This is a genomic window from Pseudomonas sp. H11T01, from assembly GCF_048515765.1.
Lineage (GTDB): Bacteria > Pseudomonadota > Gammaproteobacteria > Pseudomonadales > Pseudomonadaceae > Aquipseudomonas.
The window spans coordinates 67,888-82,323 of record NZ_JBLYED010000014.1 but is presented as its reverse complement, the minus strand read 5'-3'; the positions used below and the strand labels follow the sequence as shown (position 1 = coordinate 82,323).

Below are 14,436 nucleotides of genomic sequence, written 5' to 3'. Positions count from 1 at the left end.
GCTGAACTCAAGTTTGGATAAAGAGATTGACCGGGAAGTCCTCCAGCGCGGCGCTGATCATTAACTCTGTTTGGTGTGTGACTTCGCACGCTGAAAAAAGTCCCTTCAAGTGTTGCCCGGAGGCAGTGAACGGTAGTTTTACTCGGGTGTCGCCCCAATCCGGCGCGTACACCAGCGGTTGTGCGCCAGTTTTCAGCAGGTTGGCGACAAGCCTGGGAACAATCACCACAGCCCGCTGGCCATCGATTTCGCGCATGAAGGCCAGTATGTGTTCGGCCTGGCTTCCGAGCACTTCCAGGGCTTGGTAGCGGCCCCGGCGAAATAACTCCGGGTGCTCGGCGCGGCGGGTTAACGCCCGGGCGATCAGTGTTTGTTTGATGCGCCCGTCATGCCAGTTCAGCAGCAACTCCGTCACCTCGCAAGGCGCCTTCAATGCCAGTTGCCGAGCGTTGAAATCCACGGGCCGTCGGTTGTCCGGATCCACCAGGCTGAAGTCCCAGAACTCATTGCCCTGATAGAGATCAGGGACACCTGGCACCGTGAGCCGCAGCAAGGTTTGCGCCAACCCGTTCAAGGCGCCGGCAGGGGCGATTGCTTGTGCGGCGCTGCCGATGGCCGAGCGCAACTCAAGCCCCTCGGGAGATAACAGCAGGCGTTCGAGGAACGCGTGAGTGGCCTGTTCATACGCCTCGTTAGGCGCGCTCCAACTGCTCTGGAGTTTGGCTTCGCGCAGGGCCTTTTGCTGCCATTGCCAGAGACGTTGAGCGTAGGCCTTGAGCGCCTGACTGTCGTCGCTACGCAGCGCCAGTGGCCAACTGCCAAGCAGGGCCTGATAGAGGATCAGTTCATCACCTGCTGAGGGTGCCATTGGCTCGTTTCGCAGCGGTGCGGCCAGTGCTTGCCAGCGTCCGACCTGCTCGACATACCAGACGGCGCGTTCGCTGAGCACTGCCAGTCTGGCGCGAGTGTCTTCACCGCGTTTGTGGTCATGGGTGGCCGTGGCCAGCAGGTTGTCCGCAAAGGTCGCCAGGCGCTGGCTGCACGCCTGGTGAAAGTCAGCGACGGGGGCGCTGAACTGCTCGGTACTGAAGCCGACGTCATTGCGCGACAGCAGCACGGCCGAGCGATAGAACGCAGTGTCTTCCACCGCTTTGGCTGCCGCCGGAGACGTCAGCTGTTGAAAGCGCACACACGCATGCTTGAGGATCTTGCGCTGCCTGCCCACCGGCCGATTGCGCCATGGCTCGCCGCCGAGCCAGCGTTCGAGGTAGTCGAGCACTGGCCAGTCGGCTTCGCTCAGAGTGCTACGGGCGCCGCTCATGGCTTGCTGAAAAAACACCTCGTCCTCTATGGGTCGGCCACAGGCATTGATGTAAGTGCGGTACACCGGAAAGTGCACGATCAGTTCCTGCAATGCCCGGCGTATCGCACCCAGGGTCAGGTCGCGGCTCATGAGGTCATCGCGGGCAATCTGCAACAGTGCCTGGGCAACGCTTTCGAAATCCCCGGCAAGGGAACCGTTGAGGATTTGCTGACGGGCCAGCAGCGCCTCGTGACTGAACTGGGCGGGGCGTTCGCTGTGGCTGCTCCATAGCGCGGCGAGGCTGTCGGCGCCTTGCGGATCGTGTTGCAACAGTGACAATTGGTCCATGAACTCGTAACCGGTACTGCCGTCCACCTCCCAGTCGCGGTGCAGTGTTTCGCCTCGGCCAAGAATTTTCTCGACGAAGATCGGGAAGTGCCGCGAAGGCGACAAGGCATCGACCCGGCGTCGCAGTTTGCGGCAGTAACCTCGCGGGTCGGCGAGCCCGTCGATATGGTCAATACGCAAACCGTCCACCAGGCCATCGCTGATCAACTGGAAAATTTTGGCATGGGTGGCTTCGAACACCACCGGTCGTTCGACCCGCAGACCGCCCAGTTCATTGATGTCGAAAAAGCGCCGCCAATTGATATCGTCGGCCGCCGTACGCCAGCTGGCCAGGCGATAACTTTGCTGCTCCAGCAGACTGTGCAGGCGTGCGAGACCTTCAGGTTGGCGGGAGTCGTAGAGGCTCAGGGAGTGTTCAATGGCTTGCTGGATGACCGGTTGCCGGGCAAGCTCGACCAATTCCTGTCGCAGCGGTAATGCCAGGGAATGGGCGTCAGACAGGTAGTGAAGGGTGGTGAAACGATCAGCCAGGGACTTGAGTCGTTGTGCGTGTTCGGGATCTAGCTGATCGCCCGGGTTGAGCAGTTCACCGTAATCGGTGGGGCAGATCGGGAAGTGGTGCTCGTAGTGCGCGACATAAAAGGCACCGCGTCCAGGGTCGAAACGCAGGGGGATCGTCCCGTCCTGCAACGCCACACCATAGTCGGTGCCGAGAAATGGCAGCAGTAACTGGCCCTCAAGCAAAGGGTCGGGGGAGTGCCACTGGATATCGAAGAACTCACCGTAGGGGCTGAGCCGACCCCATTCCAGCAAATCCAGCCACCAGGGATTGTCGGCGCGACCCACGGCCATATGGTTGGAAACGATATCGAGGATCAGGCCCATGTGCTGTTGACGCAGGGCGTTGACCAGTCGATGCAGGGCCGCGTCCCCCCCAAGCTCCGGGTTGACCGTGGTCGGGTCGACCACGTCATAGCCGTGCATGGAACCGGCGCGGGCGCTGAGCAGTGGCGAGGCGTAAATGTGGCTGATGCCCAGGCTGGCGAAGTACGGCAGCAAAGGCACTGCGTCATCCAGGGTGAAATCCTTATGAAATTGCAGGCGCACTGTCGCCCGAAGCGGGCGGATGTGCGTGGCGCTCAATGGTCACGCTCGAAGGCTTGTTGCCGTGCACAGGCGAGCATTTCCAGGCGTCGTGCGGCATCCGGGTCATCGAGCAACGCTTCGCTGTCGCTGGCGAAGCGACGACGCCAGTTGGGGTGGCTGTCGGTGGTGCCGGGGAGGTTGGCCTGCTCATCGATACCCAAGGCATCCTCCAGCGGCAGCAATACCAGCGGCGCGCGGGTGTGAGCCAGGAAACGCACACTGGCGTCGAGCACTTGATCGGTTTCGTGGGTCTCTTCGCGAAAATTCTGTGGGTCTTTACTCAAGGCCCGACGCAACCCGTCACGTTCGCGCTGCCGATGTGCTCGCCAATGGGCTTCGGCGCTTGCGTCGGTCAGCCCAAGGCGCACATTCCATTCAATATCGCGACCGTGCCACCAGCCGTTGAGTGTCGGCAGGTCATGGGTGCTGGTGGTGGCCAAGGCGTTGTCCGGCCAGTCGAGGATCGGCTTGAAATCCACGCCGTGGTCTTGCTCGAAGAGCAGCACGCGCATGCCGAGCATCGAACGGGCGATCAGTTTCTCCCGCAGCCCCTCCGGCACAGTGCCGAGGTCTTCGCCGAGGACAATGGCTTTATGCCGGAATGACTCCAGCGTCAGCAGCCGCAGCAGGTCGTCCACCGGGTAATACAAATAGGCACCGTCACTCGGTGGTGAACCGAGAGGAATGACCCACAAACGCTGCAGGCCCATCACATGGTCTATTCGCAACCCGCCTGCGTGAGCGAAGTTGGCCCGGAGCATTTCGATGAACGCGCGAAAACCGTTGCGCACCAACCCCTCCGGAGAAAACGCCGAAATGCCCCAACCTTGACCCGTGCGGTTGAGGATGTCCGGTGGTGCGCCGACCGTCAGCGCCGCGAGCAACTCGTCCTGGCGACTCCAGGCCTGACTGCCACCGCCATCGGCACCCACCGCCAGATCGGCGATCAAGCCGATGCCCATGCCGCTGCTGCGCGCTACTGTTTGCGCGCGCTCCAGGCACCGGGCGATCAACCATTGGCAGAAGGCGAAGAAGCCGATGTGCCCGGCGTTTTGTTCGGCGAACTCGGCCAGTGCCGTACTGCGCGGATCGCGCCATTGTTCTGGCCATTCACGCCAGTCGAGGCTTTCGCCACGGGCTGCACGTTCGGCTTGAACGGCCTCGAAGCGGCAATGGTTTTCCAGCGCTTCGCCACCGCTGTGACGAAAACTGCTGAAGTCCTCATGCAAGGGGTTTTCGCCATGACAAAAGCCTTCATACAACGCGCGCAGCAGGCGCTGTTTGGCGTCTGCCGCCGCAGGCCAGTCGATCAGTGTCTGTTGCGCAAGCGTATGCAGCTCCTTGGCAAGCCCGGTAGCGTCAATCGCTGTGCGCAATGCACGTTCACCGAGAATCTCTCCAGGTGAGGCATACAGGCTGTTGAGAAACAGTCGGCTGGAGGGCGAGTAGGGGCTGTAACGCTGGGTGTCGCTGCTGAACATGGCGTGCAACGGGCTGATCGCCAGGGCATCGGCGCCGCGCTCACCGGCGACCCGGGCCAGATTTTCCAGCGCCTGGGTGTCACCGAAGCCACCATCGCCGGGACGTCGCAGGGCATACAGCTGAACGCTCAGACCCCAGACACGAGGGGTCGAACTGTCGACCGCATCACCTACGCTGTAGCAATGGCTGGGTGCCACGGCGAGGGTGAAGTGTTGTCCAGCGATGCTGACGCTTTGATAGCCAGGCGGAATCAGACCCGGCAAGACCGCGTTGGCGTCCAGTTTCAGGTTGAGGATGGCGCCGTCTTCCAGATGAATCTCACAGGGCGTTTCAGGGGCAAAGTAGTGCGCCAGATCCAGTCCTTTGCCGACGTCTGCGGTCAACAGTGGTGGCAGCTGTTTGTTCTGTTGGACGCGTTGTAGCTCGAGCAGACTGGCATCGATTTCTTTCGCGGTGGAGGCGGGATGACCCAACCCAATCAATACCGCACGCAGCACTGCGGGAGTCACTTTTTGCGGTTGGCCGTTGGCATCGAGCCAGTCGACCGCCAGACCCGCTTGGTTGGCGAGTATTTCCAGTTGCGTATCGCTCATGGGCGCTCTCCAGTCGTGGGTGGCGCTGTCAGGCTGACAAGCGCGCTGTACGGGGCAAGTGTGCCCTGATGCAGAAGACTGAACGCCTCTTGCGGGTATTCGAAAAGCTGTAGTGCCTGATCCTGGTATGCCGGGCCTTGTGGTGAATGGACCACCGGTTGTGCACTGAGGTTCAGGTCAATTCGCAGCAGGCTGCCATCACCCAAACGCCAGCGAGCGCAGACTGCGCCTTCGGCCAGAACCTCGGCACCCAGAGCCTGGGCGCCGGGCAGGCGGGGAATGATTTCCCGGTGTCGGATCTCCAACAGTTGCCGATACAGCGTCTGAGTCGTGCGCTGTGCCAGGGTATTGGCTTGAGCCAGATCCGCTTGGCAAGCATGAAAGGTTTCAGGTGCGTTCGGATCGGGAATCTGCTCGCGTTTGTGCGGGTCGGCGAAGGCGTTGAAGGCAGCGAACTCATTGCGCCGTCCCTCACGAACCGCCTCGGCCAATTCACCGTGGTGGCTGGTGAAAAAAAGAAAGGGCTCGCTGACGGCGCCTTCATCGCCCATGAACAACAAGGGGATCATCGGCGATAACAGCAACAGTACGGTGGCCGCATGCAGCGCTTGTGCCGACGCCAAGTGGTGCAGCCGTTCACCCAAGGCGCGGTTGCCGATCTGGTCGTGGTTCTGCAGGAACAGCACAAAAGCGCTGGGCGGCAAGTGCCCGCTGGGCTCGCCACGGGGCGTGCCGTGGCGCGTGGTATGACCCTGGTAGACAAAGCCCTGGCTCAGGCAGCGGGCGAGTTTCTCGGTGGGCTGGTCGGCGAAGTCGGCGTAATAGGCATCTGTTTCTCCGGTCAACAGCACGTGTAACGCGTTATGGCCGTCATCGTTCCATTGTGCGTCGTAGCCTTGCTCCAGAAGACTGGCCTGATTGAACTCGTTTTCCAGAATGAGCCAGACATGTCGATCCGGGGGGATCTGTTGGCGCACGCGCTGTGCCAGTTCTTGCAGAAAGTGCGGGTCATCGATGGCGTGCACGGCGTCCAGCCGCAGGCCGTCGAAGCGATATTCCAGCAGCCACATCAACGCATTGTCGATAAAGAAGTCGCGTACTTCGCGGCGGCGGAAGTCGATGGCGGCTCCCCAAGGGGTGTGTTTGTCTTCGCGAAAGAAGCTTTGGGCGTAGCGATGCAGGTAGTTGCCGTCCGGACCGAAGTGGTTGTAAACCACATCGAGAATCACCGCGATACCCAAGCCATGGGCGCTGTCGATCAGTTGTTTGAGCTGTTCGGGCGAGCCGTAGGAGGCTTGCGGTGCATAGGGGAAAACCCCGTCATAACCCCAATTGCGCGTTCCGGGAAATTGCGCGAGGGGCATCAGTTCGATCGCGGTGATGCCCAGCGCAGCGAGACGCGGCAAGTGTTTTTCGACTCCGCTGTAGCCACCCAGCACACCGACATGCAGCTCATAAATCACCGCTTCATGCCAGGGGCGGCCTTGCCAGGTGCTGTGTTGCCAGTGATAGGCGAGCGGATCGACCACCACGCTGTGGGAGTCGACGTCGCCCGCCTGAGCCCGGGCTGCCGGGTCGGGCACCTCAATTTCACCATCGATGTTATAGCGGTATCGGGTGCCGGCGGGGCAGCGGGTTTGAATCACGAACCAGCCGTCGGCTTGAGGTAGCAGTGGCAGCGACGGGTGGTTTTCCAGTTCGACACTCACATAAAACGCATCTGGCGCCCACAAGGCAAAGCGGGTGTGCTCTGCATCCAGCATGATTGCGCCGTGGGGCCAGGTTTCCAGATTCCGTAAAGGCATCTATGAAGGCCTCTTACTGTTTACCCGATTGCCCCAGCGCTTTAGCCACCAGTTGCTCATAAAGTTCGGCGTAGGGTTCGACCGCTTTGCACCAGTTGAAGGGCACCGTCATGGCCCGGCAGCGCATGGCGTTGAGCAGGTCAGGGTAGGCGAATACCTTGAACGCCCGCTCGAGCGCTTCTTGATAGCTGGGTACCGTGGATTCATCGAACAGAAAACCGGTTACGCCGTTTTCGATGGTGTCGGCCAGGCCGCCGGTATTACGTGCCACTGGCAATGAACCGTAACGCTGGGCATACATCTGGCTCAAGCCGCAGGGCTCGTACCGCGAAGGCATCAGCAGGAAATCGCTGCCAGCGAACATGCGCCGGGCATCCGTTTCGTTGAAGCCGATACGCACTCCGACCCGTCCGGGGAAACGCAGGGCCAGCGCACGCATGGCTTGTTCTTCTTCCGGCTCGCCACGACCGATGATCGCAATCTGGCCACCCGAGGCGACGATGAATTCGGCCACGCCTTCGGTCAGGTCCAGACCTTTTTGATACACCAGGCGCGAGACCACGGCGAACAATGGGCCTTCAGAATCTTCCAGGCCAAACAAGTCGCGGACATGAGCGGCGTTGACCGCTTTACCCTCCCAGTCGCCGATGCTGAACGGACAGGTCAGATGGGGATCGGTGGCCGATTCCCAGCTTTCATCGATGCCATTGGGAATGCCGCTGAGCAGGCCTTGCTGGGTCTTGCTGGCCAGGAAGCCATCGAGACCGCAGCCGAAGACCGGCGTGGTGATTTCCTGCGCGTAGGTCGCGCTGACCGTGGTGATATGGCTTGAATACGCCATACCGGCCTTGAGAAAAGACATTTTGCCGTAGAACTCCATGCCGTCCTGTTGCAGGGCGTGCATTGGAATACCCAGCTCCGGGCAAGAGGCCAGGCTGATCACGCCCTGATAGGCGAGGTTATGGATGGTGAACAGGGTCGGTGTGCGTTGTCCGCGCCAGTGCATATAGGCCGGTGCCAGACCCGCTGGCCAGTCGTGGGCGTGCACCAGATCCGGGCACCAATGAATCTGCGCCAGATTGGCGGCGAGGTCGGCGGCGGCCAGCCCCAAGCGGGCGAAGCGGATGTGGTTGTCCGGCCAGTCGCGACCGTTGTTGGCGCCGTAGGGCGTACCCTCGCGCTCGTACAACTCGGGGCAGATCAAAACATAAATGACCAGACCGTCGGACATGTCCATGCGGCCGATCTTACAGGGGGGGAGCGCCGCGTGACCGCCCAGTTCGCCGATGATATGGATCGGGTTTTCGCTGTTGAGCACTTGCGGGTAGCCGGGGATCAGCACACGCACATCATGCAGTTGCGCCATGGCTCTGGGCAGTGCAGCGGAGACGTCACCCAAACCGCCGGTTTTTACCAGATCGGCAATTTCCGACGTCACGAACAGGACTTTTTTTCGATTGGGGTTCTGTCTGGGCGGGGGTAGCACCGTTTTGTTCCCGGACGCGAGAGCCTGCATGGGCACTCGTTCGCCGACCTGCTGATGAGAAAGTTCTCCTTGGGTATCTACAGCGGCACTGATCATCTGTCTTTCCCCTTTTATTGATTTGTTCCTGGCGAATCACCAGAGATAGGGTTGGCCAACTCCTGTGGCCAAGCGCACAAGCGCTACGCAATCGGGCAATTGGCTCCGAGTACGCTGAAGCAATAAAGAGTGGGTTGGCCGTTGCAAGGATTGCACCAAACATGACGGCCCTACCTTTAACCTGACCTTTCGCCCGGGTAGAAAGTTTCGACTTTTTTTATGCGGTCAACCGATCGGTTTTCGCCCGGGAAACTGAGTCTAGGCCAGAAGTTAGAGCGGGGAAGGCAGATTGGCAAAATTGTCCGACAAAGTGCTCAATGAGGCGATTGACTAGCATGCAAGTGTTACAGGCGCACTCTCGAAGGGCATGTTTTTTTGCTCTTCAAGCACGAAAAAGGTGAGGGAATTGCCAGATGGGAGTGCGGGATGCAAATGCGATCGCACCATTGTGGTGCGCGAATTCGGGAGGAGAGACGCTGTCTTTTGCCGGAATCGTTATCAGGTCAACAGGCGAATCGGCTGCCCATTTGCCCAAGCCAGAATGTCCTCGATCATCTGCGAAAAGAACAGCCGATAGTTCTGTTCGCTGACATAGCCCACATGGGGCGTAGCCAGCACATTACTCAATTGACGGAACGGATGATCCACCGGCAAAGGCTCGCGCTCGAACACATCCAGCGCGGCACCGGCCAGGCGCTGTTGCTGGAGCGCCTCGATCAATGCGGCTTCATCGACGATCGGGCCACGGGCGGTGTTGATCAAATGCGCCGTCGACTTCATCCAGCTCAAAGCCTGTGCGTCCACCAGGCCACGGCTGCGCTCACTGAGCACCAGGTGAATCGACAGCACGTCAGCCTGTTCGAACAGTTCGCGCTTGCTGACATAGGTGACGCCGGTCTCGGCCGCGCGCTCGGCGGTGAGGTTCTCGCTCCAGGCGATCACTCGCATGCCGAACACCTGACCGAACTGGGCGATGCGTTTGCCAATGCTGCCAAGCCCCAGAATACCCAGGGTCTTGCCATGCAGGTCACCGCCCAGGCCTTGCTGCCAGTCACCGTTACGCAGGGCGTTGGCTTCATTCACCAGGTTGCGGGTCTGGGCCATGATTAGCGCCCAAGTCAGTTCGGGTGCGGCGTGTTTGTAGCTGTCGGTGCCGGACACCTGAATGCCCAACTCGGCCGCAGCCTTGAGATCAATCGCCGCATTGCGCATGCCGCCGGTGACCAGCAGCTTGAGCCTGGGCAAGCCGCGCAGCAGCGTTTCGTCGAAAAGGGTGCGCTCACGCATGACGCAGATCACTTCGAAAGGGCTCAGCCGCTCTTGCAGTGTTGCGCGGTCAGCCGGGTAGTCGTGTAGGAAGCTGACCTCGCCGTTGTGTTCCAGGGGTGACCAGTCCACCACACCGCTGGCGACGTTCTGCCAATCATCGATAACCGCAATCTGCACAGCCATGGACGCTACCTCGTTAACGGGTGGGTTGGGTATTGAGCCAGCCGATCAAAGCCTTGTGGAATTTCGCCGGTTCTTCCATTTGCGGCGCATGGCCCAGGCCGGGAAACTCCACCAGCGTCGATTGAGGGATCAGTTTGGCAGCTTCTTTGCCAAGCACGTGATAGTTGCCGATCTTCGCTTTGACCGCTGGCGGGGCAATGTCCTTGCTGATGGCGGTCGTGTCGTCGGTGCCGATCAACAGCAGGGTCGGCATTTTCAGGTTCTTGAATTCGTAGTACACCGGTTGAGTGAAAATCATGTCGTAAATCAGTGCTGAGTTCCAGGCTACCTGCGTATGCCCCGGGCCGTTATTAAGGCCAGCGAGCATCTCTACCCAACGGTCGAACTCTGGTTTCCAGCGTCCAGCGTAATACGTGCTGCGTTCGTAGTTGTGGATGTCCTCGGCGGTTACTTTCAACTCCCGCGCATACCACTGATCGACGCTGCGATGAGGAACACCCAAGGCTTTCCAGTCTTCCAGACCGATCGGATTTACCAATGCCAGTTGTTCGACCTGATCGGGGTAGAGCAGCGCGTAACGAGTGGCGAGCATGCCGCCGGTGGAGTGGCCCAGAAGGCTGACCTGCTGGATCCCGAGTGCGTTCAACAGGTCGTGGGTGTTGATCGCCAGTTGCTGAAAACTGTATTGATAGCTGTCCGGCTTGCTCGAGGTGCAGAAACCGATCTGGTCCGGGGCGATCACCCGGTAGCCGGCCTCGCTCAAGGTTTTGATCGAGGTGTCCCAGGTGGCACCGCAGAAGTTCTTGCCGTGCATCAGCACCACGCTGCGACCGTTCGCCTTGCCGCTGGCCGGCACGTCCATGTAGCCCATTTGCAAGGACTTGCCCTGAGACTGGAAGGCAAAGTGCTGGACGGGGTAGGGGTATTCGAAGCCTTGAAGCTGCGGCCCATAGGTCGGGCCCTCAGCGGCGAAAGCGGGCAGAGAGGTGGCCAGAAGCAGACTGGGCAACCACAGGGAGCGTGAGCGGATCATGGACGAACTCCGTTGGGAAACCGTCGAGGCTGCAAAGGCGGGATTAAGTCGAGATTAATCAGCCACGATCCTTTGGAACAAAATGTTCACTGCATCCAGCCCAGAGTCGCCCAGGCCAATACTAGATAGCGTGCGGACTTGGCGAGGGACACGATCAGCAGAAAACGCCAGAACGGCTCGCCCAGCACCCCGGCGACCAATGTCAGAGGATCGCCGATGATTGGCACCCAGCTGAGCAGCAATGACCAGTGACCGTAGCGCTGATAGTGATGTTGAGCCTTTTCCAGTGATTGAGGGCTGACCGGGAACCAGCGCTTGTCCCGGAACCGTTCAACGCCGCGCCCCAACCACCAGTTCACCAGCGAGCCGAGTACATTCCCGACGATGGCGATGCTCAACAATAACCAGACTAGATACTGGCTGCTGAGCAGCAGGCCGACCAACACCGCCTCGGATTGCAACGGCAGCAACGTGGCGGCGCCGAACGCCGCGAGGAACAACCCGAGGTAGCCTGCGAGCATTAATGGGCCGGGTAGTCGGCGATCACTTCATCGGTGCCGTTTTTGCTCAAGCCGATGACCTGATAAGCATCGCCCATTCCATCCATTTCCATTCCCGGCGAGCCCATGGGCATGCCCGGAGCGGCCACGCCGAGCAGGTCGGAGCGTTTGCTCAAGGCCAGTACCTGTTCGGCGGGCACATGGCCTTCGACGAATTTGCCGTTGATCACGCCGGTGTGGCACGAAGCCAATCGCGGCGGGACACCGAGGCGCTGCTTGACTTCGCTCATATTGGCTTCGATGTGGTCGTTGACCTTGAAGCCATTCGCTTGCAGGTGAGCGATCCATTTTTTGCAGCAACCGCAATTGGCGTCGCGGTGCACGTCAATCGGGATCAGTTCAGCAGCCTGGGCCAGCGAGGTGATGAACAGGGCAGAAAGGGCTGCCAGACGCAGTGTGGTTTTCATCGGTAATCTCTTGTCGATCATTTCACGTCGCTTATTTTGAACATTTTCTCCGATGAAAAAGGTCACTTATGTTTCAAAGTTATACAAAGGCGGGATGCAAGAGGAAAGTTGCCCGCTCGAAGGTTCCGAACGGGCGAATGAACAAACGTCTGCTATCTGTCGAGCATCTGCATCACCGCCTCGGGATAGCGCAGCCCCGCGGTAGCGTTGACCGGGAAGATGGCTTCCAGGGCCTGTAACTCGCCAGCGCTCAATTTAACGTCCAATGCAGCGACGTTTTCCTCCAGATATTTGCGTTGCTTGGTCCCGGGAATCGGAATCAGGTAGTCACCTTGCGCCAGTACCCACGCCAGCGCCAGTTGCCCGGCAGTCACGCCCTTTTCGGCAGCTAAGGCTTGTACTTGCTCGACCAGGAGCAGGTTCTTTGCAAAATTCTCACCTTGAAAGCGCGGGCTGAAGCGACGGTAGTCGTCAGCGGCGAAGTCGTCCGGGCTTTTCAGTGCGCCAGTCAGAAAGCCCCGCCCCAGTGGGCTGTAAGGCACAAAGGCAACGCCCAGACGCTGGCAGGTTGCCAGGCAGCCGTTATCTTCCTGATCGCGACTCCACAGTGAATATTCACTTTGCAGCGCGCTGATCGGATGAACCTTGTGTGCGCGCTCAAGGGTGCTGGCCGATGCCTCGCTTAAACCGAGATAGCGCACCTTGCCGTCTTTGACCAGTTGCGCCATGGCACCCACGGTTTCTTCGATCGCAACGTCGGGATCGATGCGGTGCTGGTAATACAGGTCCAGCGTTTCCACGCCCAGGCGTTTCAAGGTGCCGTCGATCGATGCGCGAATGTACTCTGGTCGACCGTTGACCGCGCGGGTGGTGGGGTTCAGCGGGTCGCGGACGATACCGAATTTGCTGGCCAGAAATACCTGGTCCCGTTTACCGCGAATCGCCTTGCCGATCAGCTCTTCATTGCTGTGAGGGCCATAAATGTCGGCGGTATCCAATAGGTTGATGCCCAGTTCCAGGGCGCGATGCAAGGTGGCGATTGCCTCCTGGGTATCTGTGCCGGTGGTGTAGAAATCGGTCATGCCCATGCAACCAAGGCCGATGGCGGAAACCTGTGGGCCGTTTGTACCGAGTTGACGAGTGTGCATAGGGTTGAAGCTCCTTATAGATGACCGGGGCTATTGTTATCCTCGACAAAAACAAGATAAACCGGCTAAAACCGCTATCACTATTTGTAATTTCTAAATAATGGCCGGGTGAGCAAAACAATGGACCGTTTTAACGCCATGCGCGTGTTCACGCGGATTGTCGAGTTGGGTGGTTTTGCCAAGGCCGCCGACAGTCTGCAATTGCCTCGTGCTTCGGTAACGATTCTGATCAAGCAACTGGAGGCGCACTTGGGTGTGCAACTGTTGCAACGGACAACACGACAGGTCAGTCCGACCCTCGACGGAGCGGCCTATTACCAGCGCTGCATTCGTCTGTTGGCGGATCTTGAGGAAACCGAGTCGGTATTTTCCGCAGCACGCAACAATCCGCGCGGCACGTTGCGGGTCGATATGCCCGCCGGTATCGGTCGTTTGATTGTGATTCCGGCACTCCCCGAGTTCACCGCTCTTTATCCGCTGATCGAGCTGGAAATCGGCTTGAACGATCGGCCTGTGGACCTGATTCGCGAAGGTGTCGATTGCGTGGTGCGTGGAGGGTTGTCTCTGGATGACTCACTGGTGGCCCGTCCATTGGCGCTGATGGATCAAGTCACCTGTGCCAGCCTGGAGTACCTGCAGCGCAAGGGTACGCCGCAATGCCTGGATGATCTGGCCGGGCATCAGGTGGTCGAGTATTTTTCCAGCACCACGGGCAAGCGCTATGGCCTGGAGTTTCAGGTAGGGGATGAGGTGCGATTGATCGACTTGCCCAAGCAGGTCTCGGTCAACAGTGCCGATGGTTATCTGGCGGCCTGTGAAGCGGGGTATGGTCTGGTGCAGACGCCGTATTACCACGTCGCCCGGCAGCTGCGAGAGGGCAGCCTGTGCGAGGTCTTGAGGGATATACCGCCACCAGGACTGCCAATGACAGCGCTCTATCCTCCGCACCGCCAGTTGTCCCAGCGGGTGCGGGTATTTGTCGATTGGCTGGTTGATCTGTGTTCCCGGGAGCAGAGTGGTTTTCAGCGCCCGGGAGGATGATGGTGGTGATGAAAAGGTGTGAGTCGACAGGTTTACTGAAGACTTTTAGCGATGTTGATAATAGCCAGGGCCACCATAGTAATGACGGTGCCCACCGCCTTCGCGAGGGAAGAACAGGCAACCGCTCAGGGTCAGGATGATCAGCAGGGGAATCAGCATTGTGATTCGACGGAACATTTTAAAATCCTCATGGTTAAAGCCGCAATGAAGCCAAAACTCTTCATCGGCTGTAACATGAGACCCCGTTTGTAGCTGCCCATTCCCGCACAAAGGTAGGGTCTTGGCATGCATCTGGATACAAACCGGATACAAATTTTCAGGCTCAGGAACCCGTAATGACCCAGTCGCAACGTTTGAAATATTCGATTCTGATCTCCCTGGTGGTATTGGGGATCATGTTTGGCCTGTCCTACCTGCAAAACGCCGGCATGATTACCGAAAAAATGTTCCAGTACATCGCCATTGGCGTGGCGGTGATTGTGGTGGTGGTCAATGGCGTAATGCGCCGCAAGGTAAAGCCCTGAGCACGTGCTCCA

General features: G+C 59.3%; 12 protein-coding genes. 2 read left to right on the top strand and 10 right to left on the bottom strand.

Annotated elements, in window-relative coordinates:
• Positions 1-7 precede the first annotated feature (7 nt).
• From ACN1C3_RS19470 to ACN1C3_RS19430, 9 genes are all read right to left on the bottom strand, one after another.
• On the bottom strand, positions 8-2,794 hold the full coding sequence (locus ACN1C3_RS19470) for a malto-oligosyltrehalose synthase (protein ID WP_419117391.1): 2,787 nt from the start codon (positions 2,792-2,794) through the stop codon (positions 8-10).
• A complete protein-coding gene (gene malQ, locus ACN1C3_RS19465; protein ID WP_419117390.1) occupies positions 2,791-4,872 on the bottom strand; it encodes a 4-alpha-glucanotransferase in 2,082 nt (693 codons plus the stop codon). The genes ACN1C3_RS19470 and malQ overlap by 4 nt, the downstream gene beginning before the upstream one ends.
• Positions 4,869-6,677, bottom strand: coding sequence for a malto-oligosyltrehalose trehalohydrolase (treZ, locus tag ACN1C3_RS19460; protein WP_419117389.1), 1,809 nt, complete (start codon positions 6,675-6,677; stop codon positions 4,869-4,871). Before treZ ends, malQ begins: the two co-directional genes overlap by 4 nt.
• Positions 6,678-6,690: 13 nt before the next feature.
• Positions 6,691-8,259, bottom strand: coding sequence for a glycogen synthase GlgA (gene glgA / locus ACN1C3_RS19455; RefSeq protein WP_419117388.1), 1,569 nt, complete (start codon positions 8,257-8,259; stop codon positions 6,691-6,693).
• Positions 8,260-8,757: 498 nt separating this feature from the next.
• Positions 8,758-9,711 (bottom strand): D-2-hydroxyacid dehydrogenase family protein, encoded by a 954-nt coding sequence (locus ACN1C3_RS19450; RefSeq protein WP_419117387.1) that lies wholly within the window; start codon positions 9,709-9,711, stop codon positions 8,758-8,760.
• Positions 9,712-9,724: 13 nt separating this feature from the next.
• The gene (locus ACN1C3_RS19445; RefSeq protein WP_419117386.1) at positions 9,725-10,744 is read right to left on the bottom strand and encodes an alpha/beta fold hydrolase; all 1,020 of its coding nucleotides are present in this window, start codon (positions 10,742-10,744) and stop codon (positions 9,725-9,727) included.
• Positions 10,745-10,830: 86 nt separating this feature from the next.
• Positions 10,831-11,265, bottom strand: coding sequence for a YqaA family protein (locus tag ACN1C3_RS19440; RefSeq protein WP_419117385.1), 435 nt, complete (start codon positions 11,263-11,265; stop codon positions 10,831-10,833).
• The gene (locus tag ACN1C3_RS19435; protein WP_419117384.1) at positions 11,265-11,711 is read right to left on the bottom strand and encodes a DUF411 domain-containing protein; all 447 of its coding nucleotides are present in this window, start codon (positions 11,709-11,711) and stop codon (positions 11,265-11,267) included. Before ACN1C3_RS19435 ends, ACN1C3_RS19440 begins: the two co-directional genes overlap by 1 nt.
• Positions 11,712-11,863: 152 nt before the next feature.
• A complete protein-coding gene (locus tag ACN1C3_RS19430; RefSeq protein WP_419117383.1) occupies positions 11,864-12,859 on the bottom strand; it encodes an aldo/keto reductase in 996 nt (331 codons plus the stop codon).
• Positions 12,860-12,979: 120 nt separating this feature from the next.
• Between ACN1C3_RS19430 and ACN1C3_RS19425 the strand changes: the two genes are divergently transcribed.
• Positions 12,980-13,900, top strand: coding sequence for a LysR family transcriptional regulator (locus ACN1C3_RS19425; RefSeq protein WP_419117382.1), 921 nt, complete (start codon positions 12,980-12,982; stop codon positions 13,898-13,900).
• Positions 13,901-13,945: 45 nt separating this feature from the next.
• On the opposite strand, the gene ACN1C3_RS19420 is transcribed toward ACN1C3_RS19425, so the two are convergent.
• Complete coding sequence (locus tag ACN1C3_RS19420) at positions 13,946-14,077, bottom strand: hypothetical protein (protein WP_419117381.1); 132 nt, start codon at positions 14,075-14,077, stop codon at positions 13,946-13,948.
• A gap of 158 nt (positions 14,078-14,235) precedes the next feature.
• On the opposite strand from ACN1C3_RS19420, the gene ACN1C3_RS19415 reads away from it, so the two are divergent.
• A complete protein-coding gene (locus ACN1C3_RS19415) occupies positions 14,236-14,424 on the top strand; it encodes a hypothetical protein (RefSeq protein ID WP_419117380.1) in 189 nt (62 codons plus the stop codon).
• Positions 14,425-14,436: the final 12 nt, after the last annotated feature.

Excerpts from the sequence above, each read along its gene's own strand:
- malQ (WP_419117390.1), bottom strand. The coding sequence starts at position 4,872 with ATGAGCGATACGCAACTGGAAATACTCGCCAACCAAGCGGGTCTGGCG.
- treZ (WP_419117389.1), bottom strand. The coding sequence starts at position 6,677 with ATGCCTTTACGGAATCTGGAAACCTGGCCCCACGGCGCAATCATGCTG.
- glgA (WP_419117388.1), bottom strand. The coding sequence starts at position 8,259 with ATGATCAGTGCCGCTGTAGATACCCAAGGAGAACTTTCTCATCAGCAG.
- ACN1C3_RS19450 (WP_419117387.1), bottom strand. The coding sequence starts at position 9,711 with ATGGCTGTGCAGATTGCGGTTATCGATGATTGGCAGAACGTCGCCAGC.
- ACN1C3_RS19445 (WP_419117386.1), bottom strand. The coding sequence starts at position 10,744 with ATGATCCGCTCACGCTCCCTGTGGTTGCCCAGTCTGCTTCTGGCCACC.
- ACN1C3_RS19440 (WP_419117385.1), bottom strand. The coding sequence starts at position 11,265 with ATGCTCGCAGGCTACCTCGGGTTGTTCCTCGCGGCGTTCGGCGCCGCC.
- ACN1C3_RS19435 (WP_419117384.1), bottom strand. The coding sequence starts at position 11,711 with ATGAAAACCACACTGCGTCTGGCAGCCCTTTCTGCCCTGTTCATCACC.
- ACN1C3_RS19430 (WP_419117383.1), bottom strand. The coding sequence starts at position 12,859 with ATGCACACTCGTCAACTCGGTACAAACGGCCCACAGGTTTCCGCCATC.
- ACN1C3_RS19425 (WP_419117382.1), top strand. The coding sequence starts at position 12,980 with ATGGACCGTTTTAACGCCATGCGCGTGTTCACGCGGATTGTCGAGTTG.
- ACN1C3_RS19420 (WP_419117381.1), bottom strand. The coding sequence starts at position 14,077 with ATGTTCCGTCGAATCACAATGCTGATTCCCCTGCTGATCATCCTGACC.
- ACN1C3_RS19415 (WP_419117380.1), top strand. The coding sequence starts at position 14,236 with ATGACCCAGTCGCAACGTTTGAAATATTCGATTCTGATCTCCCTGGTG.